This is a genomic window from Variovorax sp. P4_B10, from assembly GCF_056402375.1.
The window spans coordinates 1-26,572 of sequence record NZ_JBFUHN010000085.1 but is presented as its reverse complement, the minus strand read 5'-3'; the positions used below and the strand labels follow the sequence as shown (position 1 = coordinate 26,572).

The 26,572-nt window shown below is 68.2% G+C and carries 25 protein-coding genes, 1 pseudogene and 1 riboswitch; of the genes and pseudogenes, 21 read left to right on the top strand and 5 right to left on the bottom strand.

All coding sequences use genetic code 11. The annotated features are described in order from the left end of the window. The 16 genes and pseudogenes from AC1DXX_RS28210 to AC1DXX_RS28135 form a co-directional block, all read left to right on the top strand. Window positions 1-359 (top strand): annotated as a pseudogene (locus AC1DXX_RS28210) (ABC transporter substrate-binding protein); the annotation flags it as partial. Continuing rightward, complete coding sequence (locus AC1DXX_RS28205) at window positions 340-1,218, top strand: ABC transporter permease (RefSeq protein ID WP_478137516.1); 879 nt, start codon at window positions 340-342, stop codon at window positions 1,216-1,218. The pseudogene AC1DXX_RS28210 and the gene AC1DXX_RS28205, both read left to right, overlap by 20 nt. Beyond that, window positions 1,203-2,003 carry an ABC transporter ATP-binding protein gene (locus AC1DXX_RS28200; protein WP_478137515.1) on the top strand — a complete coding sequence of 267 codons (801 nt, stop codon included), beginning with the start codon at window positions 1,203-1,205 and terminating at the stop codon, window positions 2,001-2,003. The genes AC1DXX_RS28205 and AC1DXX_RS28200 overlap by 16 nt, the downstream gene beginning before the upstream one ends. Before the next feature lie 7 nt (window positions 2,004-2,010). Beyond that, complete coding sequence (gene hutC / locus AC1DXX_RS28195) at window positions 2,011-2,748, top strand: histidine utilization repressor (protein WP_478137514.1); 738 nt, start codon at window positions 2,011-2,013, stop codon at window positions 2,746-2,748. Window positions 2,749-2,806: 58 nt separating this feature from the next. Next, window positions 2,807-4,381 (top strand): histidine ammonia-lyase, encoded by a 1,575-nt coding sequence (hutH, locus tag AC1DXX_RS28190; RefSeq protein WP_478137513.1) that lies wholly within the window; start codon window positions 2,807-2,809, stop codon window positions 4,379-4,381. A 19-nt stretch (window positions 4,382-4,400) separates the two neighbouring features. Further along, window positions 4,401-6,137: a urocanate hydratase gene (hutU, locus tag AC1DXX_RS28185; RefSeq protein WP_478137512.1), complete on the top strand. Its 1,737-nt coding sequence runs from the start codon at window positions 4,401-4,403 to the stop codon at window positions 6,135-6,137. Between the two features lie 36 nt (window positions 6,138-6,173). Further along, a complete protein-coding gene (locus AC1DXX_RS28180) occupies window positions 6,174-6,680 on the top strand; it encodes a hypothetical protein (protein WP_478137511.1) in 507 nt (168 codons plus the stop codon). Window positions 6,681-6,807: 127 nt separating this feature from the next. After that, window positions 6,808-7,539, top strand: coding sequence for an IclR family transcriptional regulator (locus tag AC1DXX_RS28175; RefSeq protein WP_478137510.1), 732 nt, complete (start codon window positions 6,808-6,810; stop codon window positions 7,537-7,539). Window positions 7,540-7,592: 53 nt separating this feature from the next. Beyond that, a complete protein-coding gene (locus AC1DXX_RS28170; protein ID WP_478137509.1) occupies window positions 7,593-8,348 on the top strand; it encodes a transporter substrate-binding domain-containing protein in 756 nt (251 codons plus the stop codon). Window positions 8,349-8,355: 7 nt separating this feature from the next. After that, window positions 8,356-9,024 carry an amino acid ABC transporter permease gene (locus AC1DXX_RS28165; protein WP_478137508.1) on the top strand — a complete coding sequence of 223 codons (669 nt, stop codon included), beginning with the start codon at window positions 8,356-8,358 and terminating at the stop codon, window positions 9,022-9,024. Continuing rightward, on the top strand, window positions 9,021-9,590 hold the full coding sequence (locus AC1DXX_RS28160; RefSeq protein ID WP_478137507.1) for a HutD/Ves family protein: 570 nt from the start codon (window positions 9,021-9,023) through the stop codon (window positions 9,588-9,590). Before AC1DXX_RS28165 ends, AC1DXX_RS28160 begins: the two co-directional genes overlap by 4 nt. Before the next feature lie 19 nt (window positions 9,591-9,609). Continuing rightward, window positions 9,610-10,860: an imidazolonepropionase gene (hutI, locus tag AC1DXX_RS28155; RefSeq protein ID WP_478137517.1), complete on the top strand. Its 1,251-nt coding sequence runs from the start codon at window positions 9,610-9,612 to the stop codon at window positions 10,858-10,860. Then, the gene (locus AC1DXX_RS28150) at window positions 10,857-12,239 is read left to right on the top strand and encodes a formimidoylglutamate deiminase (protein ID WP_478137506.1); all 1,383 of its coding nucleotides are present in this window, start codon (window positions 10,857-10,859) and stop codon (window positions 12,237-12,239) included. Before hutI ends, AC1DXX_RS28150 begins: the two co-directional genes overlap by 4 nt. Window positions 12,240-12,244: 5 nt before the next feature. After that, window positions 12,245-13,069, top strand: coding sequence for an N-formylglutamate deformylase (gene hutG / locus AC1DXX_RS28145; protein WP_478137505.1), 825 nt, complete (start codon window positions 12,245-12,247; stop codon window positions 13,067-13,069). A 40-nt stretch (window positions 13,070-13,109) separates the two neighbouring features. After that, complete coding sequence (locus AC1DXX_RS28140) at window positions 13,110-14,159, top strand: homocysteine S-methyltransferase family protein (RefSeq protein WP_478137504.1); 1,050 nt, start codon at window positions 13,110-13,112, stop codon at window positions 14,157-14,159. 167 nt (window positions 14,160-14,326) lie between these two features. Further along, complete coding sequence (locus tag AC1DXX_RS28135; RefSeq protein ID WP_478137503.1) at window positions 14,327-15,034, top strand: SH3 domain-containing protein; 708 nt, start codon at window positions 14,327-14,329, stop codon at window positions 15,032-15,034. 24 nt (window positions 15,035-15,058) lie between these two features. Here AC1DXX_RS28135 and AC1DXX_RS28130 read toward each other — a convergent pair whose 3' ends face one another. Continuing rightward, a complete protein-coding gene (locus AC1DXX_RS28130; RefSeq protein WP_478137502.1) occupies window positions 15,059-15,979 on the bottom strand; it encodes a LysR family transcriptional regulator in 921 nt (306 codons plus the stop codon). A gap of 101 nt (window positions 15,980-16,080) precedes the next feature. On the opposite strand from AC1DXX_RS28130, the gene AC1DXX_RS28125 reads away from it, so the two are divergent. Then, window positions 16,081-16,554, top strand: a complete 474-nt coding sequence (locus AC1DXX_RS28125; RefSeq protein ID WP_478137501.1) for a PACE efflux transporter — start codon at window positions 16,081-16,083, stop codon at window positions 16,552-16,554. Here the strand turns inward: AC1DXX_RS28125 and AC1DXX_RS28120 are convergent. Together AC1DXX_RS28120 and AC1DXX_RS28115 are read right to left on the bottom strand one after the other, a co-directional pair. Beyond that, entirely contained in the window at window positions 16,451-17,407 is a 957-nt protein-coding gene (locus AC1DXX_RS28120) for a lipase secretion chaperone (protein WP_478137500.1), read from the bottom strand. The genes AC1DXX_RS28125 and AC1DXX_RS28120 overlap by 104 nt on opposite strands. A gap of 20 nt (window positions 17,408-17,427) precedes the next feature. Further along, the gene (locus AC1DXX_RS28115; protein WP_478137499.1) at window positions 17,428-18,465 is read right to left on the bottom strand and encodes an esterase/lipase family protein; all 1,038 of its coding nucleotides are present in this window, start codon (window positions 18,463-18,465) and stop codon (window positions 17,428-17,430) included. Window positions 18,466-18,603: 138 nt separating this feature from the next. After that, a riboswitch (S-adenosyl-L-homocysteine riboswitch) is annotated at window positions 18,604-18,675 on the top strand. A gap of 21 nt (window positions 18,676-18,696) precedes the next feature. Between AC1DXX_RS28115 and metH the strand changes: the two genes are divergently transcribed. The 4 genes from metH to AC1DXX_RS28095 are packed head-to-tail and all read left to right on the top strand — an operon-like array spanning window position 18,697 to window position 24,659. Beyond that, window positions 18,697-21,444 (top strand): methionine synthase, encoded by a 2,748-nt coding sequence (gene metH / locus AC1DXX_RS28110; RefSeq protein WP_478137498.1) that lies wholly within the window; start codon window positions 18,697-18,699, stop codon window positions 21,442-21,444. A 52-nt stretch (window positions 21,445-21,496) separates the two neighbouring features. After that, window positions 21,497-23,299 carry an ArnT family glycosyltransferase gene (locus AC1DXX_RS28105; protein ID WP_478137497.1) on the top strand — a complete coding sequence of 601 codons (1,803 nt, stop codon included), beginning with the start codon at window positions 21,497-21,499 and terminating at the stop codon, window positions 23,297-23,299. Beyond that, window positions 23,296-24,270: a glycosyltransferase gene (locus tag AC1DXX_RS28100; RefSeq protein ID WP_478137496.1), complete on the top strand. Its 975-nt coding sequence runs from the start codon at window positions 23,296-23,298 to the stop codon at window positions 24,268-24,270. The genes AC1DXX_RS28105 and AC1DXX_RS28100 overlap by 4 nt, the downstream gene beginning before the upstream one ends. Then, complete coding sequence (locus tag AC1DXX_RS28095; RefSeq protein WP_478137495.1) at window positions 24,267-24,659, top strand: GtrA family protein; 393 nt, start codon at window positions 24,267-24,269, stop codon at window positions 24,657-24,659. The genes AC1DXX_RS28100 and AC1DXX_RS28095 overlap by 4 nt, the downstream gene beginning before the upstream one ends. A gap of 128 nt (window positions 24,660-24,787) precedes the next feature. Here AC1DXX_RS28095 and AC1DXX_RS28090 read toward each other — a convergent pair whose 3' ends face one another. Together AC1DXX_RS28090 and AC1DXX_RS28085 are read right to left on the bottom strand one after the other, a co-directional pair. After that, complete coding sequence (locus AC1DXX_RS28090; RefSeq protein ID WP_215245762.1) at window positions 24,788-25,987, bottom strand: amidohydrolase family protein; 1,200 nt, start codon at window positions 25,985-25,987, stop codon at window positions 24,788-24,790. After that, a partial coding sequence (locus tag AC1DXX_RS28085) for a TetR family transcriptional regulator (RefSeq protein WP_478137494.1) occupies window positions 25,942-26,572 on the bottom strand: 631 nt, incomplete at its 5' end. The genes AC1DXX_RS28085 and AC1DXX_RS28090, both read right to left, overlap by 46 nt.

Sequence of the window (26,572 nt, the reverse complement as noted above, 5' to 3'; positions counted from 1 at the left end):
CCACGCTCGACTACCCGATGGTGATGGACACCGTCGGCTGCGCGCCCACCTGGCTCAAGGCCAACGCCAAGGCCGCGCAGGCGCTGACCCAGTCGTACTTCGAGGCGCTCGACATGATCAAGGCCGACCCGGCCAAGGCCAACGAGCTCATGGGCTCGGCCGTCAAGCAGAGCGGCGAGCAGTTCGCCAAGTCGTCGGCCTACCTGCGCTGGCAGGACAAGGCCGCCAACCAGAAATTCTTTGCGGGCGAACTCACCACCTTCATGAAGGAAGCCGCGGCCATCCTGCTGGAAGCCGGCGTGATCCGCAAGGCGCCTGAAGACTACGCAGCCACTTTCGATGCAAGCTTCATCAAGTAAGGCCCTGCCGCAGGTGCAGCCGCTGGCTGCATCGGCGCCTGCCGCTTCATCCAAGACCGTCGTGGCGCCCGCGCGGCGTCGCGCGTTCGCGCCGCTCGAACCCATCGGTGCGCGTTCGCGCGTGCTGCTGGGGCTCGGCTTCTTCGTCGTTTTCGTGCTGGTGTGGGCGATCGCCACGCTCGGCGGCTTCGTGCCGCCGACCTTCCTCGCGAGCCCGCTCACCATGCTCAAGGAGGGCTGGCTGCTCTTCACCGAGTACGGCTTCATCGGCGACATCGGCATGACCGTGTGGCGCGTGTTCGGCGGTTTCCTGCTGGCGGCGGTGTTCGCCGTGCCGCTGGGCATCGCGATGGGCACCTGGAAGACGGTCGAGGCCTTCTTCGAGCCCTTTGTCTCGTTCTGCCGCTACCTGCCGGCCTCGGCCTTCATTCCGCTGCTGATTCTCTGGGCCGGCCTCGGCGAGATGCAGAAGCTGCTGGTGATCTTCATCGGCTCCTTCTTCCAGATCGTGCTGATGGTGGCCGTCACCGTGGGCGGCGCGCGGCGCGACCTCGTCGAAGCCGCCTACACGCTGGGCGCCAACAGCCGCGGCATCGTGGCGCGCGTGCTCATTCCGGGCGCCGCGCCGGGCATTGCCGAAACGCTGCGCCTCGTGCTCGGCTGGGCCTGGACCTACGTGATCGTGGCGGAGCTGATCGGCTCCTCGTCGGGCATCGGCCACATGATCACCGACAGCCAGGCGCTCCTGAACACCGGGCAGATCATCTTCGGGATCATCGTGATCGGCGTCATCGGCCTCTTGTCCGATTTCGCTTTCAAGGCAATGAACCGCCGTCTGTTTGCATGGGCTGCACTGTGATGACGAAGAACCAACTCTCCATTCAGGGCGTGTCGCGCGTCTTCACCGGCACCCGAGGCCAGAGCACCCAGGCGCTGCTGCCCATCGACTTCGAGGTGCGCGAGAACGACTTCGTCACCATCCTCGGCCCGTCGGGCTGCGGCAAGTCGACGCTGCTGCGCATCGTGGCGGGGCTAGACTTCCCGACCACCGGCCAGGTGATGCTCGACGGCGAGCGCATCGACGGCCCGGGCGCCGACCGCGGCGTGGTGTTCCAGAGCTACACGCTCTTTCCGTGGCTCACCGTGGCGCAGAACATCCGCTTCGGCCTGCGCGAGCGCGGCATGAGCGAAGCCGACCAGAAGGAACGCAGCGAGTTCTTCATCGCCAAGGTGGGCTTGCGCGGGTTCGAGCACCACTTTCCGAAGCAGCTCTCGGGCGGCATGCAGCAGCGCACCGCGATTGCGCGCGCGCTCGCCAACGACCCCAAGATGCTGCTGCTCGACGAGCCCTTCGGCGCGCTCGACAACCAGACCCGCGTGCTGATGCAGGAACTGCTGCTCGGCATCTGGGAGTCGGCGCAGAAGACGGTGCTGTTCGTCACGCACGACATCGACGAGGCGATCTTCATGGCCAACCGCGTGGCGGTGTTCAGCGCGCGGCCCGGCCGCATCAAGACCGAGATCGCGGTGGACTTTCCGCATCCGCGCAGCTACACGATCAAGACCTCGCCGGAGTTCATGGACATCAAGGCGCGGCTGACGGAAGAGATCCGCGCGGAATCGATGGCTGCTGCGGAGCACTGAAAGCACGATGAAACGCGACCTGCCGACCCTCGCGCTCTACGCGCAAGTCAAGGATCACATCTCCCGCAAGATCCAGGACGGCACCTGGCCGCCCGGCCACCGCCTGCCTTCGGAGCATGAGCTGGTCGCGCAGTTCGGCATGGCGCGCATGACGGTGAATCGCGCACTGCGCGAGCTCGTGGAGCAGGGCCGCATCGTGCGCGTGGCGGGTGTCGGCAGCTTCGTGGCGGAGAACAAGCCGCAATCGACGCTGCTGCAGATCGCCAACATCGCGAGCGAAATCCGCCAGCGCGGCCACGACTACCGCTGCGAGATGATCGCGGTCGAGCGCATCGCCGCCTCGCCCGACGTGGCCGCATGGCTCGACCTGCGCGCGGGCGACTCGGTGTTCCACAGCGCCTGCCTGCACCTGGAGAACGACACGCCGGTGCAGCTCGAGGAGCGCTATGTCAATCCACAGGTCGTGCCCGACTACCTCGAGCAGGACTTCAGCACGATCCCGCCCAGCGAGTACCTGGTGCGCAACGTGCCCTTCGACCAGATCGAACACGTCGTCGATGCCGTGCTGCCCACCGCCGAGCAGGCGGGCCGGCTCGCGATGGCACCGACCGACCCCTGCCTGCTGCTGACGCGCCGCACCTGGATCCGCAACACGCCCGTGACCTGGGTGCGCTGCCTGCATCCCGCTTCGCGCTACAGCCTGGGCAGCCGCTTCAAAGCCGACGGCAACCCCAGCTTCGGTTAGTTTTTCGTCCTCAGAGACCTACGTTCTCTCTCGCAACTACTTGTATAGACAGGTTCACATGCCAAGCAATCACACCGCTTCATCCAACGCCACCCTGACCCTCATGCCCGGCAAGGTCGACCTTGCGATGCTGCGACGCATCCAGGCCGGCGGCGTGCAACTTGCGCTCGATCCGTCGGTGCTTGATGGCATGGCGAAGGCCGAGGCGGCGGTGCGCCACATCGTCGAGAACGACCAGGTGGTCTACGGCATCAACACCGGCTTCGGCAAGCTCGCGAGCACGCGCATCGGCAACGACCACCTGGCCGAACTGCAGCGCAACCTCGTGCTCTCGCACAGCGTGGGCACGGGCGAGCCGCTGGCCGCGCCGGTCGTGCGCATGATCCTCGCGACCAAGGCCGTGAGCCTGGCGCGCGGCCATTCGGGCGTGCGGCCTGCACTGGTCGATGCGCTGCTGGCCTTGTTCAACGCGGGCGTCACGCCGAGCATTCCGTGCAAGGGCTCGGTCGGCGCCTCGGGCGACCTGGCGCCGCTCGCGCACATGGCCTGTGTGCTGATCGGCGAGGGCGAAGCGACCTTGGCCGACGGCAGGCTTGTCGGCGGTGCCGAGGCGATGCGCAGCATCGGCCTCGAGCCCTTCGTGCTCGGCCCCAAGGAAGGCCTCGCGCTGCTCAACGGCACGCAGGTGTCGACCGCGCTGGCGCTCGCCGGCCTGTTCGGCGCGGAAGACGTGTTCGCCGCCGCGCTGATGTCGGGCGCGCTCTCGCTCGAAGCGATTCAAGGCTCGATCAAACCATTCGACGCACGCATCCACGCAGCACGTGGCCAGCCGGGCCAGATCGCCGTCGCAGGCGCGGTGCGCACCTTGCTCGAAGGCAGCGAGATCGTCCCCTCGCATGCCGACTGCGGCCGCGTGCAGGACCCGTATTCGGTGCGCTGCATTCCCCAGGTGATGGGCGCCTGCCTCGACAACCTCGCGCACGCCTCGCGCGTGCTGGTGATCGAAGCCAACGCCGCATCGGACAACCCGCTCGTGTTCTGCGACACCGGCGAAGTCATCTCGGGCGGCAACTTCCACGCCGAGCCGGTCGCCTTCGCGGCCGACATCATCGCGCTGGCCGTGAGCGAGGTCGGCGCCATCGCCGAGCGCCGCATCGCGCTGCTGCTCGACACCGGCCTCTCGGGCCTGCCGCCGTTCCTGGTGCGCGATGGCGGGCTCAACTCGGGCTTCATGATCGCGCAGGTCACGGCTGCCGCCCTCGCGTCGGAGAACAAGTCGCTTGCCCATCCCGCGAGCGTCGACAGCCTGCCCACCTCGGCCAACCAGGAAGACCACGTCTCAATGGCCACCTTCGCGGCGCGCCGGCTCGGCGACATGGTCAACAACACGGCCGTTGTCGTCGGCATCGAGGCGATGGCCGCCGCGCAAGGCATCGAACTCAAGAGAAAGCTCAAGAGCTCGCCGCTGGTCGAGGCCGAATTCGCGGCCATCCGCCAGAAGGTCGCATTCCTCGAACGTGACCGCTACCTCGCCCCCGACATCGAAGCCATGCGCCAGTGGGCGCTGAAGGCCGAGCTGCCGGCCGCGCTGCTGAACATCCTGCCCAGTCACTCGCAAGAACCCTCACTCTGATCGATAGGAGAACCGCGCCATGAATGCTCCCGAAAAATTTGCCCTGCAGACCCCCGACGCCACCGACCCGCGCCATGACCCGACGCGCGTGATCCGCGCACCGCGCGGCACCGAACTCAACTGCAAGAGCTGGCTCACCGAAGCGCCTTACCGCATGCTGCAGAACAACCTCGATGCCGAGGTGGCCGAGCGTCCGCAGGACCTCGTGGTGTACGGCGGCATCGGCCGCGCGGCGCGCAACTGGGCCTGCTACGACCAGATCCTCGCGTCGCTGAAGGAGTTGAACGACGACGAGACGCTGCTCATCCAATCGGGCAAGCCGGTCGGCGTGTTCAAGACCCACGAGAACGCCCCGCGCGTGCTGCTCGCCAACTCGAACCTCGTGCCGAAGTGGGCCAACTGGGAGCACTTCAACGAGCTCGACCGCCAGGGCCTCTTCATGTACGGCCAGATGACCGCAGGCAGCTGGATCTACATCGGCAGCCAGGGCATCGTGCAGGGCACCTTCGAGACTTTCGTCGAAGCTGGCCGCCAGCACTACAACAACAGCCTCGCGGGCAAGTGGATCCTCACGGCCGGCCTCGGCGGCATGGGCGGCGCGCAGCCGCTCGCAGCCACGCTGGCGGGCGCGGTGTCGCTCAACATCGAGTGCCAGCAGGCCAGCATCGACTTCCGCCTGCGCACGCGCTACGTCGACAAGCAGGCGCGCGACATCGACCATGCGCTCGAACTCATCAAGCAGCACTGCGACGCGAAGGAAGCCGTGTCGATCGCGCTGCTCGGCAATGCGGCCGACATCCTTCCCGAACTCGTGAAGCGCGCGAAGGCCGGCGGCCCCAATTCGATCCGGCCCGACCTCGTCACCGACCAGACCTCCGCGCACGATCTGATCAACGGCTACCTGCCTTCGGGCTGGAGCGTGCCGCAATGGCAGGCCGCGATGAAAGACCCGTCGCAGCACGACGCGCTCAAGACGGCAGCGGCCAAGTCCTGCGCCGTGCACGTGCAGGCCATGCTCGACTTCCAGGCCATGGGCATCCCCACCGTCGACTACGGCAACAACATCCGCCAGGTCGCGTTCGACGAAGGCGTGAAGAACGCCTTCGACTTCCCGGGTTTCGTGCCGGCCTACATCCGCCCGCTGTTCTGCGAAGGCAAGGGCCCGTTCCGTTGGGTCGCGCTCTCGGGCGACCCGGAAGACATCTACAAGACCGACGCCAAGATCAAGGAGCTGTTCCCCGAGAACACCCACACCCACCGCTGGCTCGACATGGCGCGCGAGCGCATCGCCTTCCAGGGCCTGCCCGCGCGCATCTGCTGGCTGGGCCTGGGCGAGCGCCACATCGCCGGCCTGGCCTTCAACGAGATGGTGAAGAACGGCGAGCTGAAGGCGCCCATCGTCATCGGCCGCGACCATCTCGACACCGGCTCGGTCGCCAGCCCCAACCGCGAGACCGAAGCCATGAAGGACGGCACCGATGCCGTCTCCGACTGGCCGCTGCTCAACGCGCTGCTCAACACCGCAGGCGGCGCCACCTGGGTCAGCCTGCACCATGGCGGCGGCGTCGGCATGGGCTACTCGCAGCATTCGGGCGTGGTGATCGTGTGCGACGGCACCGACGCTGCCGCCAAGCGCATCGAGCGCGTGCTCTTCAACGACCCCGCCACCGGCGTGATGCGCCATGCCGACGCGGGCTACGAGATTGCCATCGCGACCGCGAAGAAGCAGGGCCTCAAGCTGCCGATGGTGCAGTGACCGGGGGCCGGGGCGGCCCCGGGGCAGAATCCGGCGATGGATCTCGACGCCGACATTCTCCCCGGCAAGTCCCTCGGTGGCCTGCAACTCTTCGGCGATGCGCTCGCGGCACTGCCGCAGCTCGAAGGCAACTGGGTTCTGCACGAGCGGCCCAGCGCCGACGGGGGCTTCACGTTCTACGAGGCCGACAACCTTTTCATGGTCTCGGTGGACAACGCCGACCTGCGCATCAGATGCCTCGTCGCGCATGCCGGCTACAGGGGGATGCTGTACGGCTACATCCGCACCGGCATGACGGTCGACGCGCTGCTGGAGGCCTCGCCGTCCAGCCGCCGCAAGGCGATGCACATGTCCGGTGGCTTCCTGCACCTCGACCTGGAAGAGAGCGTCGCCTTCGGACTGCCACCGCACCTGGACGACCTCGACCACCTGTCGGACCTGCCCGGCGACCTCGTGCTCGACGCGCTGTACGTGATGCCGCCCGCGCGCCGGCGCGTCATCCGCAAGAACGGCGAGCCGGCGTGGGAGTACCTCGTGTATTGAGCCGCAGGGCGGGCTGAAGAAAAAGCCGCAATGATTCCCATCGAGTGGGAAAACAGTCTTGGAAATGAGAATGGCGAGCAAGATACTGCACGAAGGTTCTACTTTCGACCCTCAGCGATTGCCCGTCATGACGCCTCCGCCCGACACGCCCGCCAACGACCGCGCACTGTTCGTGCTGTCGGTGCTGGCGCAGAGCAAGTCGGCGATGACGGCGGCCGAGCTCGTGCAGGCCACCGGCCTGTCGCAGAGCACGCTGTACCGCCAGATCGCCACGCTGCGGCGCTGGGGCTTCGTGATGGAGTCGGACGGGCGCTACTCGCCGGGCCCGGTGAGCGTGCAGCTCGCCAGCGGCTTCGACGGCAACTCCGACCTTGTCATCGCGGCCCGCGCCGACGTGCGCGCACTGGTGCAGCAGAGCCACGAGAGCGTGGCCCTGGTCACCGTCGTGAACGACCGCGTGGTCTGCCTCGAGATGATCGACAGCGAGCATTCGCTGCGTTGCTCCTTCGACCGGGGGCGCAGCGTCCCGGCCAGCGACGGTGCCAGCGCCAAGTGCCTGCTGGCCCACATGCCGCTCGACCAGCGCGATGCCGTGCTCGACGGCCTCGGCGAGAGCGCCGCGCGTCGCGCCGAACGAGCCGCCGAACTCGATGCGATCCGCCAGGCCGGCCATGCCGTGACCCAGGGCGAGGTCGATGCCGGCGTCTGGGGCGCGAGCGCACCGGTGCTGGCGTCGGGCCGCCGCCTGCGCGGCGCGATCACGCTCATGGCGCCGCTCACGCGCGTCGAGGGCATGGAAGCTGCATTGCTCCACATGACCGTCGTCACGGCGGCCCGCATTTCCCGCGCCCTGCAGTAGCTGCTGCATCTCTCTTTCTCTGCCTTTCTCAAACCCACGGAAGCTTTTTCACCATGAACACCCGTCGCACTCTTGTTGTCGCCGCCGCACTCTCCGGCCTCGCTCTCTTCGGTTTCGCCGGCGCTGCACAAGCCCAGGGCGAGCCGCTGCGCGTGGCCACCGATGCCACCTTCCCGCCGATGGAGTACGTGGAGAACGGCAAGCGCACCGGCTTCGACGTGGAGCTGGTCGAGGCCATTGGCAAGACGCTGGGCCGCAAGATCGAATGGATCGACATCGACTTCAAGGGCCTCGTGCCGGGCCTGATTTCGAAGCGCTTCGACATGGCCGTCTCGGCCATCTACATCACCGACGAGCGCAAGAAGGTCGTCGACTTCACCGCGCCGTACTACGCGGGCGGCCTGGTGGTGATGGTGAAGGACGGCAACTCGGCCATCAAGGCGCCGGCCGACATCAACGGCAAGAAGGTCAGCGTGCAGGTCGGCACCAAGTCGGTCGCCTACACGAAGGAGAAATTCCCGCAGGTGCAGCTGATGGAAGTCGAGAAGAACCAGGAGATGTTCAACCTCGTCGACATCGGCCGCGCCGACGCCGCCGTCACCGGCAAGCCCGCGGCCTACCAGTACGTGCGCACGCGCCCCGGCCTCAAGGTGCTCGACGAGCAGATCACCACCGAGGAATACGGCATGGCCATCCGCAAGGACACGCCGGAACTTACCAAGGCCGTGAACGGCGCCATCGAAAAGCTCAAGGCCGACGGCACCTACGCCGCCATCGTGAAGAAGTGGTTCAGCGCCAACGCCAAGTAAGCGGGCCATGGATTTCGATTTCTCGCCGGTCTGGCAGGGCTGGCCCGACCTGCTGCGCGGCGCGCTCGTCACGGTGGAAATCACCGCCTGCGCGCTCGCGCTCGGCTGCATGCTGGGCCTGCTGGTCGGCATCGGCCGCCTGAACCCGAAGCGGCGCTGGATCTACGGCGCGTGCACCGCGTACGTGGCGGCCATTCGCGGCACGCCGCTGCTGGTGCAGCTGTTCATCCTGTTCTTCGGCCTGCCGCATTTCGGCATCCTGCTGCCGGCCTTCCTGTGCGGCGTGCTGGGGCTCGGCGTGTACTCGGGCGCCTATGTGTCGGAGATCGTGCGCGGCGCGATCCAGTCGATCGACAAGGGGCAGACGATGGCGGCGCAGTCGCTCGGCATGACGCCCGGCGTGGCGATGCGCCAGATCGTGCTGCCGCAGGCGGTGGTGCGCATGATTCCGCCGCTGGGCAACGAGTTCATCGCGCTGATCAAGAACTCGGCGCTGGTGTCGCTGCTGACCATTCACGACGTGATGCACGAGGGGCAGAAGATCATCAGCGTGTCGTACCGGTCGCTGGAGGTGTACCTCGCGATTGCGGTCGTGTACTTCGTGCTCACGGGCACCATGACGCTGATCCTGCGGCACTTCGAACAAAAGCTGCGGCAAGGCGGGTTGATGCGATGAGCGCGCTTCGTTTTTCTCGCGCCACCCTGCCGGCGATGCCCTGGAAGAACGGCGGCGGCACCACGCAGGAGATCGCGAGCTGGCCGCAGGGCGCGGGGCTCGACAGCTTCGGCTGGCGCGTGAGCATCGCGACCATCGCGGCGGCAGGGCCGTTCTCGGTGTTCGCGGGCGTGGACCGCAGCATCATGCTGCTGGAAGGCGACGGCGTCCGGCTGTTCACGCACGACGGGCGCGTGGAACATCGGCTTGATGTACCGCACCGGCCGTTCGCCTTCAGCGGCGACGATGAAATCGACTGCACGCTGCTTGGCGGCGCATCGAACGACTTCAACGTGATGACGCGGCGCGGACAGTGGCGCGCCGACGTGCAAGTGCTGGATCACCCGTCGGTTGTCGAAGCCGCGCCGCACGGCGTGCTGCTGGCCCTGCGCGGTGCGTGGCGGTTGAATGACGAGACTTGCGGCGAGGGCGAAGGCCTGTGCTGGGCCGATGCGGCGCAGGCGTGGCAAGCGACACCGGACAGCGACGACGCGCGGCTGGTGGCGGTTCGTATCGTGCCGGCGTAACCTGCAGAAAGAAAAGATGATGAAACCTGCAAGCGAATACCCATCGGCCGACGGCCTCTGGACCGGCCTGCGCCTTGCGCCCGACACGGCGCCCGGCGTGGCACCGGAAGCTGGCGCCGACGCAGCCATCGTGGTCGCGCAAGGCGAGATCCGCTGGGTCGGCGCACGCAACGCGCTGCCGGCTGAATTCACGGGCCTCGCAGCGCATGACGGCGGCGGCGCACTCGTCACGCCCGGCCTCGTCGACTGCCACACACACCTCGTCTACGGCGGCCAGCGCGCCAACGAGTTCGCGATGCGGCTGGCAGGTGCCACCTACGAAGAAGTGGCGAAGGCCGGTTGCGGCATCGTCTCGTCGGTGCGTGCCACGCGCGAAGCCGACGAAGACACGCTCTTTGCGCAGGCCGTACAGCGCCTCGAACAGCTGCTGGCCGATGGCGTGTGCGCCATCGAGATCAAGTCGGGCTACGGCCTCTCGCTCGAACACGAGCGCAAGCAGCTGCGCGTGGCACGCCGCCTCGGCGAAGCCCATGGCGTCGCCGTGCGCACCACCTTCCTCGGCGCGCATGCACTGCCGCCCGAATATGCGGGCCGCAGCGGTGACTACATCGACCTCGTGTGCCGCGAGATGCTGCCCGCGCTCGCGGCCGAAGGGCTGGTCGATGCGGTGGACGTGTTCTGCGAACGCATCGCCTTCTCGCTCGAAGAAACCGAACGGGTCTTCCAGGCCGCAAAGGCGCTGGGCCTGCCGGTCAAGCTGCATGCCGAGCAACTGTCGGACATGGGCGGCGCTGCGCTGGCCGCGCGCTACGGTGCGCTGTCGTGCGACCACATCGAGCACCTGTCGGCCGAGGGCATCGAGGCGATGCGGCAATCGGGCACCGTGGCCGTGCTGCTGCCCGGCGCCTACTACACGCTGCGCGACACGCACCTGCCGCCCATCGAGGCGCTGCGCGCCGCGGGCGTACCGATGGCGGTGTCTACCGACCACAACCCCGGCACCTCGCCGGTGCTGAGCCTGCTGCTGATGGTCAACATGGCCTGCACGCTGTTCCGCCTGACCGTGCCCGAAGCACTCGCCGGCGTCACGCGCCACGCGGCTCGCGCATTGGGCTTGCAGGACACGCATGGCGCCATCGCGCCCGGCATGCCCGCCAACTTCGTGCTGTGGAACGTGCGCGATGCGGCCGAACTGGCCTACTGGTTCGGCCAGCGCCCGCTGCGCACCGCGGTCCGTCAAGGCCGCATCGCCCTGGAGAACGCCGCATGACGCACGCGCTCTTTGCAGCCGATGCGCTGCTGCCCGCGGGCTGGTCGAAGAACGTCCTGTTGACGTGGAACGACGCAGGCCAGCTCACCCAGGTTCAGCCTGCCGCGCAACCGCCTGCAGGCGCGCAGAGGGCGACCGGCCCCGTGATCCCCGGCATGCCCAACCTGCACTCGCACGCCTTCCAGCGCGCCTTCGCGGGCCTCACCGAACATCGCGCCGAGCAGCACGACAGCTTCTGGAGCTGGCGCACGCTGATGTACCGCTTTGCCGCGCGCCTCGGCCCGCAGCACATGGAAGCGATTGCGACCTGGCTCTACGCCGAGATGCTCGAGGCGGGCTACACCAGCGTGTGCGAGTTCCAGTACGTGCACCACGATGCCGATGGCCAGCCCTACGCCGACGATGCAACGCTGAGCCTCGCGCTGCTGCGCGCCGCGCAGAAGGCCGGCATCGGCTTCACGCTGCTGCCGGTGCTCTACCAGACCAGCGGCTTTGGCGACCAGCCGCCCAGCGAGGGGCAGCGCCGTTTCGTCCGCTCGACCGATTCGATGCTGCACCTGCTCGAAGCGCTGAAGCCCGTGTGCGACGCGCAGGGCGCGCGGCTGGGCATGGCACCGCATTCGCTGCGCGCCGTGCCGCCCGAGGCGCTGCGCGATGCTGTTGCGGGCCTCGAAGCCATCGACCGCAGTGCACCCATCCACATCCACATTGCCGAGCAGACCAGGGAAGTCGACGACTGCGTCGAATGGAGCGGGCTGCGCCCGGTCGAGTGGCTGCTCGACCATGCCCCGGTCGATGCGCGCTGGTGCCTCGTGCACGCGACGCACATGAACGACGCCGAGTACGAGTACGCGGCGAAGAGCGGCGCGGTGGCCGGCCTGTGCCCGACGACCGAAGCCAACCTCGGCGACGGCATCTTCGATTTCGCCAAATGGCGCAGCCATGGCGGCGCCTGGGGCGTGGGCTCCGACAGCCATGCCAGCGTCAACGTCGCGGAAGAGCTGTTGATGCTCGAATACGGCCAGCGGCTGGCGAGGCGGCAGCGCAATGTCGGCGCCAGCGCGGTGCAACCGCATGTCGCCACCGCGCTCACGCTCGAGGCCGTGCAGGGCGGCGCGCAGGCATCGGCCCGCGCGGTCGGCGGGCTTGCCGTAGGGCAGCAGGCCGACTTCGCGGTGCTCGATGCGAAGCACCTTGCGCTGCAAGGCCTGTCCGCACCTGACATGCTCTCGGCCCACGTCTTCGCGAGCCACCGCACCTCGGCCATCGACACCGTCTGGGTGGCAGGCCGCGAGCGCGTTGCAGCCGGCCGCCACACACTGCATGACGAAGCCGCGTCCGCCTTCGTGGCCGCGCGCACCCAACTCCTCAAGGACTGAACCCCATGGCCTTCACCACCGCCGAACCGCCGTTCCGCTTTCGCCAGGGCACGCGCCCGCTGCTGATCTCGATGCCGCACGTCGGCACCCACGTGCCGCCCGCGCTGGCCGCCCGCTTCACGGACGAAGCGCGCCATGTGCCCGACACCGACTGGCACCTCGAGCAGCTCTACGACTTCGCCGATGCGCTCGGCGCCTCGGTGCTGGTCGCCACGCATTCGCGCTACGTGATCGACCTCAACCGTCCGCCGGATGGCGCCAGCCTCTATCCGGGCCAGAGCGTCACCGGCCTGTGCCCGGTCGATACCTTCGACGACACGCCGGTCTATGCGTCCAGCGACGACCTGCCGAACGACCAGGAGGTCGCCGAACGCCGCGACGCCATCTGGCACCCCTACCACCGGCAACTGCAGGTCGAACTCGACCGCCTGAAGGCCGCGCACGGCACCATCGCCCTGTGGGACGCGCACTCGATCCGCTCGGTGCTGCCGCGCTTCTTCGAAGGCAAGCTGCCCGACCTGAACCTCGGCACCGGCAACGGGACGAGCTGCGACCCGGCGCTGGCCGCCACGCTGCTCGGCATCGCCGAATCGGCCACGGGCTACACCGGCGTGCTCAACGGCCGCTTCAAGGGGGGGCACATCACGCGCCAGTACGGCAACCCGGCCGCGGGCGTGCATGCGGTGCAGCTGGAGATGACCCAGTCGAGCTACATGCAGGAGGCGCTGCCCTTCGACTACCTGCCCGCCGTCGCAGCCGGCGTGCAGCCACATGTGCGGCGCATGATCGAAGCGGTGCTGGCCTTCGTCGAAGGCCCGGCAAAGCACTGACGCACGGCAGGGACAGCCTCCTTTTCTACAATCGGAGGCTATGAAGCCCGTCATCTATACCCGCGGCCAGGCACTCGCCGGCATCCTCGAAAAGCGCATCGCCATCCTCGACGGCGCGATGGGCACGATGATCCAGCGCTTCAAGCTCACCGAGGAACAGTACCGCGGCGAGCGTTTCAAGGACTTCGAGCGCGACGTCAAGGGCAACAACGAGCTGCTGTCGCTCACCCGGCCCGACGTGATCTCCGACATCCACGAGGGCTACCTCGCGGCGGGCGCCGACCTGATCGAGACCAACACCTTCGGCGCGACCACCATCGCGCAGGAGGACTACAAGATGGCCCACCTGGCGCGCGAGATGAACCTCGAATCCGCCAAGCTCGCGCGGGCGGCCTGCGACAAGTTCAGCACGCCCGACAAGCCGCGCTTCGTGGCCGGCGCCCTGGGCCCGACGCCCAAGACGGCGAGCATCAGCCCCGACGTGAACGACCCGGGCGCGCGCAACGTCGATTTCGAATCGCTGCGCGCGGCCTACTACGAGCAGACCGAAGCGCTGGTCGAAGGCGGCGCCGACGTGATCCTGGTCGAGACCATCTTCGACACGCTCAACGCCAAGGCGGCCCTGTTCGCCGTCGACGAGTACTTCGACAACAGCGGCCACCGCCTGCCGCTGATCATCAGCGGCACCGTGACCGATGCCTCGGGCCGCATCCTGAGCGGCCAGACCGTCACCGCCTTCTGGCACAGCGTGCGCCACGCACGGCCGCTGGCCATCGGCCTGAACTGCGCGCTGGGCGCGGCGCTGATGCGCCCCTACATCCAGGAACTGGCGCGCGTGGCGGGCGATACCTTCATCAGCTGCTACCCGAATGCAGGGCTGCCCAACCCGATGAGCGACACCGGCTTCGACGAGACGCCCGACGTCACCTCGCGCCTCCTGCACGAGTTCGCGGCCGAGGGGCTGGTGAACATCGTGGGCGGCTGCTGCGGCACCACGCCGGACCACATCGCGGCCATCGGCAAGGCCGTGGCGCCGGTTGCCGGGCGCCTGCTCAACAACAACGCCGGCTTCTACCGCGAAGCGGCGTAGCTGGGTTCTCCCCCAGGCTTCGCGCACTTCGTGTCGCTGCGCCAACCCCCTTCCGGGGGCAACACCAGCGGCCCGGCGGAGCCGGTTCCGCGGTGTTTCGCGAAGGGGTCACGGCTGATTGACGGCCCTTGGTCGCGGGCCTAGGCTGGGCATACAGGAGCCTTGCCATGAACAACAACCAACTCGCCCGGCGCTGGATCGGTATCGGCGTCTTCGCCCTGGTCCTGCCGCTGGCTGCCGCGGCGCAGCAGGCCTTCACCCGCGGCGCCGTCAACCTGCGGGCCGGCCCCTCGGGCGACTATCCGATGGTGGCGCGGCTCGCGCCGGGGCAACCGGTCGACGTGATCGGCTGTACCGCCGGCTATGGCTGGTGCGACGTGGTGCTGCCCGACGGCGGGCGCGGCTGGGTCTGGTCGCGCAGCCTCGACTACGCCTACCAGGAGCGGCGCGTGCCGTTGGCGACCTACGGCGCGGTCATCGGCGTGCCCATCGTCACCTTCGTGATCGGCAGCTACTGGGCCAACTATTACCGCGACCGGCCCTGGTACGGCGACCGCCGCTGGTGGGGCAGCCGGCCACCGCCTCCCGCGATGGGCTGGAGCCCGCCGCCACCGGTGCGGCCGGCATGGCAGCCCCGGCCATGGCCCGGGCCCGGCTTCCATCCGCCGTCGGCGCCAGGCTTCCGCCCACCGGCGGACCCCGGCGTCAGGCCGCCCCGGCCCCAGCCGGCCTTCCGGCCCGGGCCGCCGCCAAGCCGGCCGCATCCGCACCCTGGAGGCGGCCGGCCTGGCGGTGGAGGGCGTGAGCATGGCGGTGGGCGTGACCACAGCGGTGGTGGCGGTGGCGGCGAAGGGCGGGGCCATCACGGGCGCTGAATATCCCGCGGCGCAGGGTGTGCGCTAACCGGACGGGGGCTGGATGCCGGCGGCCGCCTGCCGGTCGCGCGCAATCAATGCCACGAAGCGCTGTGCGCCGAGGCCCAGCGGGCGCTCGCGCGACCACACCACGTCGACCCACAGGTCGAGCCCGTTGCTGAGGTTCTCGAACGGAATCTCGACCAGTGCGCCCGCCGCCACATGCGGCCGCGCGAAGTTGCGCGGCAGCCAGCCCCAGCCGAGACCGGCCGTGATCAGGCTCAGCGCGGCCAGCGCGTTGTCGGTGCGCCAGACGTGGCGCGCGAACACGAAGCGCGGATCGCTGGTGGCCAGGTCGCGCCCGGCGACCACGATCTGCCGGGTGTTCGTCAGGTGTTCCTCGCGCAGGCGCTCCCCGGCTGCCGCGAGCAGCGCCGGATGGTCGGGGGCCATCACGGCCACCATGGTGTCGCTGCCGACTTCCTGAAAGCCCTCGCGGCCGTCGAGGCTCGGACGCTCGAACACCAGTGCCAGCTGCGCGCGGCCGCTGTGCAGCAGCGCCAGCGCGTCGGCCTGCGGCGCCGCCAGCACTTCCACCTGCAGCAGCGGGTATTCCTGCGCCAGCGCGGCGAGCGGCCCGCTCCAGGGTGCGGCCAGCAGTTCGGGCGCGATGGCCAGCGTGAGGCGGTTTTCCAGCCCCTGGGTCAGCGCCAGCGCCTGCACCTGCAGCTGCTTCAGCTGCGCCGCGAGCAGCCGCGCCTGCGGCTCCAGCGAGCGCGCGGCGGCGGTGGGCTGCGGCTCGCGGCCGCGGCGGTCGAACAGCGGCAGGTCGAGCTCGGCCTCGAGGCTGGCAATGGCCATGCTCACGGCCGACGGCACCTTGCGCAGGGCTCTTGCGGCGGCCGAGAAGGAGCCGTGGTCGATCACGGCCAGGAAGACCTCGACGTTGTCGCTGGAGAAGGCCATGGCGCTCGATCTATCAATCAAATTGAAATAAGGTGACTTTTTATATCAGTAAATCGCAAATAAAGTCCAACTGTCGCATTCATGTTCCAGAGGAAAAAGTCATGCAAGGGCTTCAGCGTCGTGTGGTCTACATCACCCTTTACGAAGGGATCGCCATCGTGGCCGCCAGTGCCGGCCTGGCGCTGATGACGGACGCCGGGCTCGGCCATTCCGGCGTGCTGGCGGTGGCCGCCTCGGTCATTGCGGTGATCTGGAACCTGATCTTCAACGCGCTGTTCGAGCGCTGGGAGTCGCGCCAGGCCGTGCGCGGCCGCAGCGTGCGCCGCCGGATCGCCCATGCCATCGGCTTCGAGGGCGGGCTGGTCGCGCTGCTGGTGCCGATGTTCGCCTGGGGCCTGGGCGTGACGCTCTGGCAGGCGCTGGTGATGGACCTGGGCCTGGTGGTGTTCTTCCTGGTCTACACCTTCGTCTTCAACTGGGGCTTCGACCGGGTGTTCGGCCTGCCTCGCTCGGCGCAGGCCGCGCCGAGCGCAGCGCCAACGCTCCGCTCAGGCGCAAGCGCTCCCGCTCGTTGAACAGCGTCTCGCGCAACTGCGCCTGCTGGGCCGGGGGCGCGTTGGCGTACTGGTCGAGGCGGTTGTTCCAGTCCTGGTTTTCCTGGTCGAGTGCGGCCAGTCCGCGGGCGGCTTCGTAGCCGTAGGCGGCGCTGCGTTCGGCAAAGCGTTCCTGCGGGCTGGCGCCGCGCGCTGCCAGTGCGTCGGTCTGCTTCTGCACATCGATGTGCGCGGTGGAGGCCCGCCGCTGCTCGCGCTGTTCCTGCGTGAGCCAGGCTTCCTCGCTGCGCCGCAGGGCCGCGTCGCGCTGCTCGGCGGTGAGGCTGGCATTGCGGGCGATCTCCATCTTCTCGACCATGAAGCTGTCCTGGCGGATCTCGTCGCCGAAGAGGCCTTCGATTTCCTCGGGCGCGAAGTACTTCCGCCGCACCTCGGCGCGGGCTTCGACGGTCTTGCGCAAGGAAGCCGGGTCGCCGGCGTGGGGCGGCGGCAGGGCCTGCATGGCTTCCTGCATGTCGACATAGCGTTCGAGCAAACCCATCGCGCGTGCGCGCAGTTCGGCCGGCAGGCGCTTGGCCAGCAGGCCGGGCGCCACCGCCAGGAAGGCGGCCTTGCCGGTCGCCTGCGCCTCGGCGAGCACGCTCTCGAAGATGAGGATCAGCGAAGGGTTCAGCATGGCGTCGGGTCCGGGCCTGACGCCGCTGGCCGGCACGGCGGCCGGCGGCGCCGCAAGGGCCACGCCCTCGCGGCCGGTGGCCGCAGAAGGCGCCGCCACCGGACCGTCGGCCGGTGCCGGTCCGGCCGCCAGCCACCATCCCGCAAGGATGGCGAGCGCCACGGCACCTGCCACCGCGCCGAGATGCAGGTTTCGCACGGCGAGGGCGCGCGGCGTCGTCAGAGGCCCGCGCTCTTCAGCCGCGCGGCCTGCTCCTGGAAGAGCTGGATCGGCTTCTTCTCGAACAGCGTCCACAGCCCCGCATAGGTCAGGCCGAAGAGCTGGTTGACCTCGTCCAGGTGGTTCTGGCGGTAGTCGCCCAGGTGCGTGCCGAGGCGCGTGGTGCACACGGCCAGCAGGCCGTCGTTGGTCTCACCGGGGAAGGCGACGAGGCTCAGCCCGCCCATGGCCGCGTCGCTCGCGTCGAACACGTTCGTGAGCGGCATCGTGCCGGACCACGAGTAGTAGCGCACGCCGTTCACCTCGGCCGGGCCGCTCTTCACGCTGCAGGCGGAGCCGGGGGCAGGGCGGCCCTGCGGAAACTTCTGGTCGAAGGCCGCGCCACCCGCGGTGGTCAGCGAGTTCAGCGCGCTGAGCGGCACTTCGGGCAGCTCGCTCGGGTCCTTGCCCGAGACGGCGCCGATGAACAGCATGGCGAGCTTCAGCACCTGCGCCGTCAGCGCCTCGGCGGCGCTGCCTTCGGGAATCGTCCGCAGCAGGTCCGCCACCTTCGATCCGCCGTTGGCCCCGCCCACGGAGGTGACCGAGGCGACCATCCCGGGTTCCACCGCCGCCACGTACCGCGCCGTGGGCGAGCCCTGCGAGTGGCCGATCAGGTTGAACTTGAGCGAAGGGTTGCCCCACAGCGCGCGGATGTTCTTGAGCTCCTGGATCAGCTGCTCGCCACGGATCTCGGAGCTGTTGGCGCCCGAGACCTGGGCCACGAAGACCTTCGCGCCCGCGCCGGCCAGGCTCTCGGGAATCCGATAGAAGTAGTCGATGCCCAGCACGTTGTCGAAGCCGAACAGGCCGTGAACCAGCACGATGGGATGCCGGGTCTTCGCCTCGCTGGACGTCACCGTGGCCTCGACCTGCCGGGGGGTGTCGGTGATGGCCGCCTGGCTCAGCGCCGCAGCCCCCGCCATGCAGCAAAGCAGTGCGGCGCGCACCGGACGGGCGGCGAGGCGCAGCAGCCTCGAATTCCTCTTTCCTGGCATATGTCATTCCTTTGTTTTCAGATAAAAACACGAACGTTCGTTCTTTGACGAATTGCGCGCCCGCATTCTGTGAGGGCTGCCCCGCGGCCCAAACTAGGGCTTTCCCGCGGGCTGCTGGGAACGACCTTAAAATGCATCCCTCCCGAGGAGCGTTGCAGCGGTTCGCCAGGCGGGCCGTCAGGCTTGGGATCTCAACGACGCTCGCCTGTTTGTCCCTTTCGCAGGTGAGCCATGGCCCAGACCCCGCAGATTTCCGTTCCTCCCATGAAGCTGTCCGGCCTCGAGCCGGTCGCTATCGGCGCCGGCACGCTGTTCGTCAACATCGGCGAGCGCACCAACGTCACCGGCTCCAAGGCTTTCGCGCGGATGATCCTGAACGGCCAGTTCGAAGATGCCCTGGCCGTCGCGCGCCAGCAGGTCGAGAACGGCGCCCAGGTGATCGACATCAACATGGACGAGGCCATGCTCGACAGCAAGGCCGCGATGGTCCGCTTCCTGAACCTCATTGCCAGCGAGCCCGACATCGCGCGCGTGCCGGTGATGGTCGACAGCTCGAAGTGGGAGGTGATCGAAGCCGGCCTGCGCTGCATCCAGGGCAAGGGCATCGTCAACTCCATCTCCATGAAGGAGGGGGTCGACAAGTTCAAGCACGAGGCCAAGCTGGTGAAGCGCTACGGCGCCGCCGCCGTGGTCATGGCCTTCGACGAGAAGGGCCAGGCCGACACCTACCAGCGCAAGGTCGAGATCTGCGAGCGCGCCTACCGCATCCTGGTCGACGAGGTGGGCTTCCCGCCCGAGGACATCATCTTCGACCCCAACATCTTCGCCATCGCCACCGGCATCGAGGAGCACGACAACTACGCGGTCGATTTCATCAACGCCGTGCGCTGGATCAAAGAGAACCTGCCGGGCGCCAAGGTGTCGGGCGGCGTGTCGAACGTGAGCTTCAGCTTCCGCGGCAACGACCCGGTGCGCGAGGCGATCCACACCGTGTTCCTGTACCACGCGATCCAGGCGGGCATGGACATGGGCATCGTCAACGCCGGCATGGTCGGCGTGTACGACGACCTGGAGCCCGAGCTGCGCGAGCGCGTGGAAGACGTGGTGCTCAACCGCCGGCCCGACGCCGGCGAGCGCCTCGTCGAGGTGGCCGAAACCGCCAAGAGCGGCGCCAAGGACGACAGCAAGAAACTCGAATGGCGCGGCACGCCCGAGCACCCGGTGCACGTCAACCAGCGGCTCTCGCACGCGATGGTGCACGGCATCACCGACTTCATCGTCGAGGACACCGAAGAGGCCTACCAGCAGATCCTCGCCAAGGGCGGCCGGCCGCTGCACGTGATCGAAGGCCCGCTCATGGACGGCATGAACATCGTGGGCGACCTGTTCGGCCAGGGCAAGATGTTCCTGCCGCAGGTGGTGAAGTCGGCGCGCGTGATGAAGTCGGCCGTGGCCCACCTCATTCCCTACATCGAGGAAGAAAAGCGCCAGGACGAGGCCGCGGGCCGCGACGTGCGCACCAAGGGCAAGATCATCATCGCCACCGTGAAGGGCGACGTGCACGACATCGGCAAGAACATCGTCACCGTCGTGCTCCAGTGCAACAACTTCGAAGTGGTGAACATGGGCGTGATGGTCCCGTGCCACGAGATCCTCGCCAAGGCGAAGGTCGAGGGCGCGGACATCGTCGGCCTCTCGGGCCTCATCACCCCGAGCCTCGAAGAGATGCAGTACGTGGCTGGCGAGATGCAGAAGGACGACCACTTCCGCATCAAGAAGATTCCGCTCCTGATCGGCGGCGCCACCACCAGCCGCGTGCACACGGCCGTGAAGATCGCGCCGCACTACGAAGGCCCCGTGGTCTACGTGCCCGATGCTTCCCGTAGCGTGAGCGTGGCGCAGTCGCTGCTCTCCGACCAGGCCACCGCGTACATCGACGAGATCAACGCCGACTACGAGAAGGTGCGCACGCAGCACGCCAACAAGAAGCAGGTGCCGATGTGGCCGCTCGCGAAGGCGCGCGCCAACAAGACGCCGGTCGACTGGTCGAACTACACGCCGCCCGTGCCCAAGTTCATCGGCCGCCGCGTCTTCAAGAACTTCGACCTGACCGAACTCGCCAGGTACATCGACTGGGGCCCGTTCTTCCAGACCTGGGACCTCGCGGGCCCGTTCCCGGCCATCCTGAAGGACGAGATCGTCGGCACCGAGGCCGTGCGCGTGTACGCCGACGGCCAGCGCATGCTCAAGCGCCTGATCGAAGGCCGCTGGCTCAGCGCCAGCGGCATCGCCGGCTTCTGGCCCGCCAACACGGTGAACGACGACGACATCGAGCTCTACACGGACGAGACGCGCAGCGAAGTCGCGCTCACCTGGTACGGCATGCGCCAGCAGACCGAGAAGCAGGTGATCGACGGCGTCATGCGGCCGAGCCGCTGCCTGTCCGACTTCGTGGCACCGAAGGACAGCGGCCTGAAGGACTACGTGGGCGTGTTCGCGGTCACCGCGGGCCTGGGCGTCGAGAAGAAGGAGAAGTACTTCATCGACGACCTCGACGACTACTCCGCCATCATGCTCAAGGCCCTGGCCGACCGGCTGGCCGAGGCTTTTGCCGAATCGCTGCATCACCGCGCGCGCACCGACCTCTGGGGCTATGCACCCGAGGAAGGCCTGAGCAACGAGGACATGATCGCGGAGAAATACCGCGGCATCCGCCCCGCGCCCGGCTACCCGGCCTGCCCGGACCACAGCGTGAAGGGGCCGATGTTCGACCTTCTGAACTGCGCGGACATTGGCATGACCCTGACGGAAAGCCTCGCTATGATGCCCGCCGCCAGCGTGAGTGGTTTCTACCTGAGTCACCCCGATGCGACGTACTTCAACGTCGGCAAGATCGGGCACGACCAGCTGCAGGACCAGGCCGCGCGGCGCAAGGAGAGCGAGTCCGATCTCGAGCGTCTGCTGGCGCCCAATCTTTGAACCTGCCGGCCGGCGTGGCCGCCCGGCACCGGGAGTTGTTATTCAGAAGCTGATGTTTGCAGCCGCGCATTACGCGGCACTGGCGGTTTTCGTGATCAGCTGCTGGGGGTGGGGACGCGGGGTGCTGGCGCGCCTGGCCTCGCCGCCGCGCCGCGATGCCTGGCTCGAAGCCGCGATGGCTGCCGCACTCGGTGTGGGCCTCTTCATCTGCGCGTTCCAGGCGCTGGCCATCTTCGGTGTCTTCAAGCCCGGCGCCACGCTGGCGCTGGTCGCGGCGGGCGTCGTCGCGGCCGCGCTGCAGCTGCCGTCCTGGCTTCGCGAGCGGCGCGCCCTGGGCGCAAGCACCCTTGCCGCGCCATGGACCTACTTCGACCGGATCGCGATGGTCGCGCTGGCACTGGTCGCGCTGCCCGCACTGGTTGCGCCGCTCGCGCCGCCGGCCGCCTTCGACGAGCTGATGTACCACCTGCCCTATGCGCGCGAGGTGGCACAGCAGGGCACGCTGGGCATCCACGACTGGCTGCGCTACCCCTGGTTCCCGTACAACTACAACCTGCTCTACGCCGCCGCGCTGCAGGTGGGCGACGACGTGCTGCCGCACTTCCTGAACGCGCTGGCGGGCGGCCTTTCGGTGGTGATGGTCTACCGCCTCGGCATCCAGCACGCCAACCGGCTCACCGCCTGCATCGGCGCCGCCATCTGGCTCGGGCTCGGCGACTACTCCAATGCACTGATCGACATGGGCGTCGCGCTCTTCGTGCTGACGGCCTGCGTGTCGCTGTGGTGGTGGCGCGAATCGGAGCCTGTGCACAGCGGCATGCGCTGGCTGGGCCTGGCCGCGTTCTGCCTCGGCGTGGCAGCAGGGTCGAAGTACCAGGCGCTGACCTTCATGCCGCTGGTGGCGCTGTTCGTGGCCTGGCACGAGCGCCGGCCCAAGGCCTGGGCGCTGGCGCTGCTGTGCTTCCTGATCCCGTGCGTGTACTGGTATGCGCGCAACGCCATCATGACCGGCGACCCGTTCAACCCCATCGGCGCGCGGGTGTTCGGCTTCAGCGAATGGATTCCGGCCGACTACGTGCAGCAGGTCGCCGACGTGCGCGACCACGCCGAGATGCCCAACGCGCTGATCTGGTCCGTGTTCCTGGCGCCGTTCAGCGTCCTTTGGAAGCGCTCCGCCGCGGTGCGCGCCGCGGGCTGGTTCTGCCTTTACTCCCTGGTCGTGTGGGTGGTGACCTCGCGCTACCCGCGCTACCTGATGGCTTCGTTCCCGCTGCTGGCCATGACGGCGGCGATCGGCTGGCAGGTGTTGTTCGGCCGGATCGCGGCGGGCATGCGCCGCCTGTTCGGAATGAAGGCCGGCGAGCAGGAGCAGGCCCCCGAGCTTTCCGACCGGCGCAGCGCGGCCCGCGTGGGCGATTGGGTCGCCGTGCTGCTGCTGGCCGTGCTGGCTGCGGTGTCGGTCCGGCAGACCGCGGGCAAGGTGGCGATGATCTCGCCCACGCCCGAGACCCGCGAGGCCTTCCTGCGCAAGCATGTGCCGGGCTACGCCGTGATGGACTACCTGCGCCAGCACCCCACCGGCCGCGTCTACCAGATCGCCTTGAACGAGGCGATCTACTACGGCCCCAACCCGATCTGGGGCGACACGCTCGGACCGTGGCGCTATGCCGACTTCCTGCTGCTCCCGCCCGGCGACATGGCGCGCAAGCTGGCCAAGCTGGGCTTCACCGCCATCGTCATGCCCGGCCACCTGGCGCCGACGCTCGCCACCCGGCCCGGTTTCGACACGTCTTTCGCCCTGCTGTACGAGCAAGACGGCAGCCAGGCCTACCGGATCCTTCCGACCGCACCATGACCGACGACACCCCCATCGCGAGCCGAAGCGCCGCACCGCGCATTGCCGCGGTCATTCCGTGCTTCAACGAGGCGCTGGCCATCGCACAGGTGGTCGCCGGATTCCGCGCGGCCCTGCCCGGGGCGGAGATCCATGTGTTCGACAACAACTCGACCGACGACACGGCCGCCGTCGCCCGCGCGGCCGGTGCCATCGTCACGCACGTGACGGCACCCGGCAAGGGCAATGTGGTGCGGCGCATGTTCGCCGACGTCGAGGCCGACATCTACGTGATGGTCGACGGCGACGCCACCTACGACACCGCTGCGGCGCCCCGCCTCATCGACCGGCTGATCGACGGCAACCTCGACATGGTGGTCGGCAACCGCGTCGACGATGGGCAGAACGCGCTGACCTACCGCGCGGGCCATCGCCTGGGCAACCGCATGCTCACCGGCGCGGTGGTGCAGCTGTTCGGCGGCGGCCTCACCGACATGCTCTCGGGCTACCGCGTGTTCTCGCGGCGTTACGCGAAGTCGTTCCCGGCGCTCTCTCGCGGCTTCGAAATCGAGACCGAGCTCACGGTGCATGCGCTGGAACTGCGCATGCCCTATGCCGAGGAAAGCACCGCCTACAGCACGCGCCCCGAGGGCTCGCACAGCAAGCTCTCGACCTACCGCGACGGCTGGCGCATCCTCAAGACCATCTGCAAGCTCTTCGTCAGCGAGCGGCCACTGCAGTTCTTCTCGATCATCGCGGCGCTGCTCGCGGCGGGTGCGGTCGCGCTGGTCATTCCGCTGCTGCTGACCTACCTGCACACCGGCCTGGTGCCCCGGCTGCCCACGGCGGTGCTGGCGACCGGCGCGATGCTGGCCGCCATGCTGTCGATGGTGTGCGGCGTCGTGATGCATGCCGTGACGCTCGGCCGGCGCGAGGCCAAGCGGCTGCGCTACCTGGCGATTCCGGGCGTGCGCCACTGCGCCACGAAATGAAGATCGGACGCGAGTTCCTGTCGTTCGCCGCGGTGGGCGTGATCGGTCTCGTGGTCGACGTGGTCGTGCTGTACCTGCTGGCGCCGCTCCTGGGCTGGTACGTCGCGCGGGTCGTTTCGTTTCTGGCGGCAGCGACCACGACCTGGGCTTTCAACCGCCGCTACACCTTCGCGGCCCGCGTGTCGGCCGATGGCCCGATCTGGCGGGAGTACCTCGGCTACCTCGCCACCATGCTGGCCGGCGCGGTGCTGAACTACGGTGCGTACGTGCTCACGCTGCATTGGATCGAGGGCCGCTGGGCTGCGGCGCTCGGCGTGGCGATCGGGAGCATTGCGGGCATGGGGGCCAACTTCCTGTCGGCGCGCTACCTGGTGTTTCGCGCGAAGTAGCAGCTTCGCTCCCTCCCCCTCTGGGGGAGGGCTGGGGTGGGGGCACGCGGCGCATCTATCGGACGCTCTGCCTGCCCCCATCCCGACCTTCCCCCAGAGGGGGAAGGAGAAAGAGGAAGCGCTGGCGCTCAGTGCGCGCCCGACACCACCACCGGAATCTCCGTCGCAGGCGGCGTGTTGCGGCTGCGGCCGCAGCGCACGATGCCGTCGATCATGACCATGCCCACGCCCGGAATGTCGCCGAGCTGCACGCTTTCGAGCAGGCCCGGCGCGGGCGAATGCTGCGCGCGGTCCATGAAGACGAAGTCGGCATCGCGGCCCACCTCGATGAGACCGCAGTTGAGCTTGCGGATCTTCGCCGTGTTGCCGGTGGCAAAGCAGAACACCAGCTCGGCCGGAATGTTCGCGATGGACGACAGCATCGCCACCATGCGCAGGATGCCCAGCGGCTGAACGCCCGAGCCCGCGGGCCCGTCGGTGCCGAGGATCACGCGGTGCGGACACTTGAGTTCGAGCGCCGCCTTGGCCGCCGCAATGGCGACCTTCTCGTTGCCGTTGTGCACGATCTCGATCGCACGCGAACTCTTCTCGCACAGCTCGCACACATGCGCCTCCGGCAGCGAGGTGTGGCCGCCGTTGATGTGGCCGATGATGTCGGCGTCGGCTTCGAGCACCACGTCCTTGTCGATCAGGCCCGAGCCGGGAATCGACGGGCCGCCCGTGTGGATCGTGCTCTGGATGCCGTACTTGCGCGCCCAGGCCACCATCTCCTTGGCCTCGTAGCCGGCCTTCACCGAGCCCAGGCCCACTTCGCCGAGCAGGCCCACGCCGGCCTCGGCGAGTTCCTTGAAGTCGCTTTCGACCATGCCCTTCTCGATGACCGGCGCACCGGCGAGAACCTTCACGCCGCCGGGGCGGAAGTTGTCGAACGCGCGCTGCGCGGTGATGGCCAGCGCCTTCAGGCCCACGATGTCCTTGGGCCGGCCCGGCAGGTGCACTTCGCCGGCGGAAATCATGGTGGTGACGCCGCCGTGCATGGTCGAGTCGATCCAGCCGATCTGGCCCTGGCGCGGCGTCCAGTCGCCGAACACCGGGTGCACGTGGCTGTCGATCAGGCCGGGCGCAACGCAGGTCTTCTTCGCGTCGATGACGGTTTGCGCGCCTTCGAGGTCGCAGTCCTTTTCCTTGCCGACCGCGACGATCAGGCCGTCGTTCACCACGATGGTGTCGGCGTCGAGGATGGGCTTGTCGATGTCGCCCGAGAGCAGGAGCCCGATGTTCCTTATGACGACCTTGCCCGACTTTGCGCCGGCTGCGATTTCTGCCATTTCGTGGTGTCCTCGTGGGGTGGGATGTTGGTGTCTTGTGCTTCGTCCGCGCGCACGGTGCGCAGCAGGGTCTCGATCACGAAGTCTTCCCAGTGCGTGATCGCCTCCGGCGACTCGAGCGGCTCGCCGAGGAAGGCGGTGAGCGTGTGCCGGTTGGAGGTGTAGAAATAGCCGGTGGACGCGATCAGCAGGTAGATGTCGCGCGCCACGAGGTCCTTGCGGAACAGGCCCTGGGCCGAGCCGCTGGCCAGGATTTCCGCGATGATGGCCACCGCCCGCGACGAGTATTCGCGCGCCCGCAGCGACTTCGAGATGTGCCGGCCCTTGTGCAGGTTCTCGGTGTTCAAGAGCGTGACGAACTCGGGGTTCTTGCGGTAGTAGCCCAGCACGAAGCGGATGACTTCGGTGAGCGCCTCCACGGGGCGCGAGGCGTCGAGCGCAATCGCGGCCTCGGCATCGTCCATGCGCTTGTAGATGCCTTCGAGCACCGCGATGAAGAGGCCTTCCTTGCTGCCGAAGTAGTAGTAGATCATCCGGTCGTACGACTTGGCCGCCTTGGAGATCTTCTCCACGCTGCCGCCGTCG

Excerpts from the sequence above, each read along its gene's own strand:
- AC1DXX_RS28205 (WP_478137516.1), top strand. The coding sequence starts at position 340 with ATGCAAGCTTCATCAAGTAAGGCCCTGCCGCAGGTGCAGCCGCTGGCT.
- AC1DXX_RS28200 (WP_478137515.1), top strand. The coding sequence starts at position 1,203 with ATGGGCTGCACTGTGATGACGAAGAACCAACTCTCCATTCAGGGCGTG.
- hutC (WP_478137514.1), top strand. The coding sequence starts at position 2,011 with ATGAAACGCGACCTGCCGACCCTCGCGCTCTACGCGCAAGTCAAGGAT.
- hutH (WP_478137513.1), top strand. The coding sequence starts at position 2,807 with ATGCCAAGCAATCACACCGCTTCATCCAACGCCACCCTGACCCTCATG.
- hutU (WP_478137512.1), top strand. The coding sequence starts at position 4,401 with ATGAATGCTCCCGAAAAATTTGCCCTGCAGACCCCCGACGCCACCGAC.
- AC1DXX_RS28180 (WP_478137511.1), top strand. The coding sequence starts at position 6,174 with ATGGATCTCGACGCCGACATTCTCCCCGGCAAGTCCCTCGGTGGCCTG.
- AC1DXX_RS28175 (WP_478137510.1), top strand. The coding sequence starts at position 6,808 with ATGACGCCTCCGCCCGACACGCCCGCCAACGACCGCGCACTGTTCGTG.
- AC1DXX_RS28170 (WP_478137509.1), top strand. The coding sequence starts at position 7,593 with ATGAACACCCGTCGCACTCTTGTTGTCGCCGCCGCACTCTCCGGCCTC.
- AC1DXX_RS28165 (WP_478137508.1), top strand. The coding sequence starts at position 8,356 with ATGGATTTCGATTTCTCGCCGGTCTGGCAGGGCTGGCCCGACCTGCTG.
- AC1DXX_RS28160 (WP_478137507.1), top strand. The coding sequence starts at position 9,021 with ATGAGCGCGCTTCGTTTTTCTCGCGCCACCCTGCCGGCGATGCCCTGG.
- hutI (WP_478137517.1), top strand. The coding sequence starts at position 9,610 with ATGAAACCTGCAAGCGAATACCCATCGGCCGACGGCCTCTGGACCGGC.
- AC1DXX_RS28150 (WP_478137506.1), top strand. The coding sequence starts at position 10,857 with ATGACGCACGCGCTCTTTGCAGCCGATGCGCTGCTGCCCGCGGGCTGG.
- hutG (WP_478137505.1), top strand. The coding sequence starts at position 12,245 with ATGGCCTTCACCACCGCCGAACCGCCGTTCCGCTTTCGCCAGGGCACG.
- AC1DXX_RS28140 (WP_478137504.1), top strand. The coding sequence starts at position 13,110 with ATGAAGCCCGTCATCTATACCCGCGGCCAGGCACTCGCCGGCATCCTC.
- AC1DXX_RS28135 (WP_478137503.1), top strand. The coding sequence starts at position 14,327 with ATGAACAACAACCAACTCGCCCGGCGCTGGATCGGTATCGGCGTCTTC.
- AC1DXX_RS28130 (WP_478137502.1), bottom strand. The coding sequence starts at position 15,979 with ATGGCCTTCTCCAGCGACAACGTCGAGGTCTTCCTGGCCGTGATCGAC.
- AC1DXX_RS28125 (WP_478137501.1), top strand. The coding sequence starts at position 16,081 with ATGCAAGGGCTTCAGCGTCGTGTGGTCTACATCACCCTTTACGAAGGG.
- AC1DXX_RS28115 (WP_478137499.1), bottom strand. The coding sequence starts at position 18,465 with ATGCCAGGAAAGAGGAATTCGAGGCTGCTGCGCCTCGCCGCCCGTCCG.
- metH (WP_478137498.1), top strand. The coding sequence starts at position 18,697 with ATGGCCCAGACCCCGCAGATTTCCGTTCCTCCCATGAAGCTGTCCGGC.
- AC1DXX_RS28105 (WP_478137497.1), top strand. The coding sequence starts at position 21,497 with ATGTTTGCAGCCGCGCATTACGCGGCACTGGCGGTTTTCGTGATCAGC.
- AC1DXX_RS28100 (WP_478137496.1), top strand. The coding sequence starts at position 23,296 with ATGACCGACGACACCCCCATCGCGAGCCGAAGCGCCGCACCGCGCATT.
- AC1DXX_RS28095 (WP_478137495.1), top strand. The coding sequence starts at position 24,267 with ATGAAGATCGGACGCGAGTTCCTGTCGTTCGCCGCGGTGGGCGTGATC.
- AC1DXX_RS28090 (WP_215245762.1), bottom strand. The coding sequence starts at position 25,987 with ATGGCAGAAATCGCAGCCGGCGCAAAGTCGGGCAAGGTCGTCATAAGG.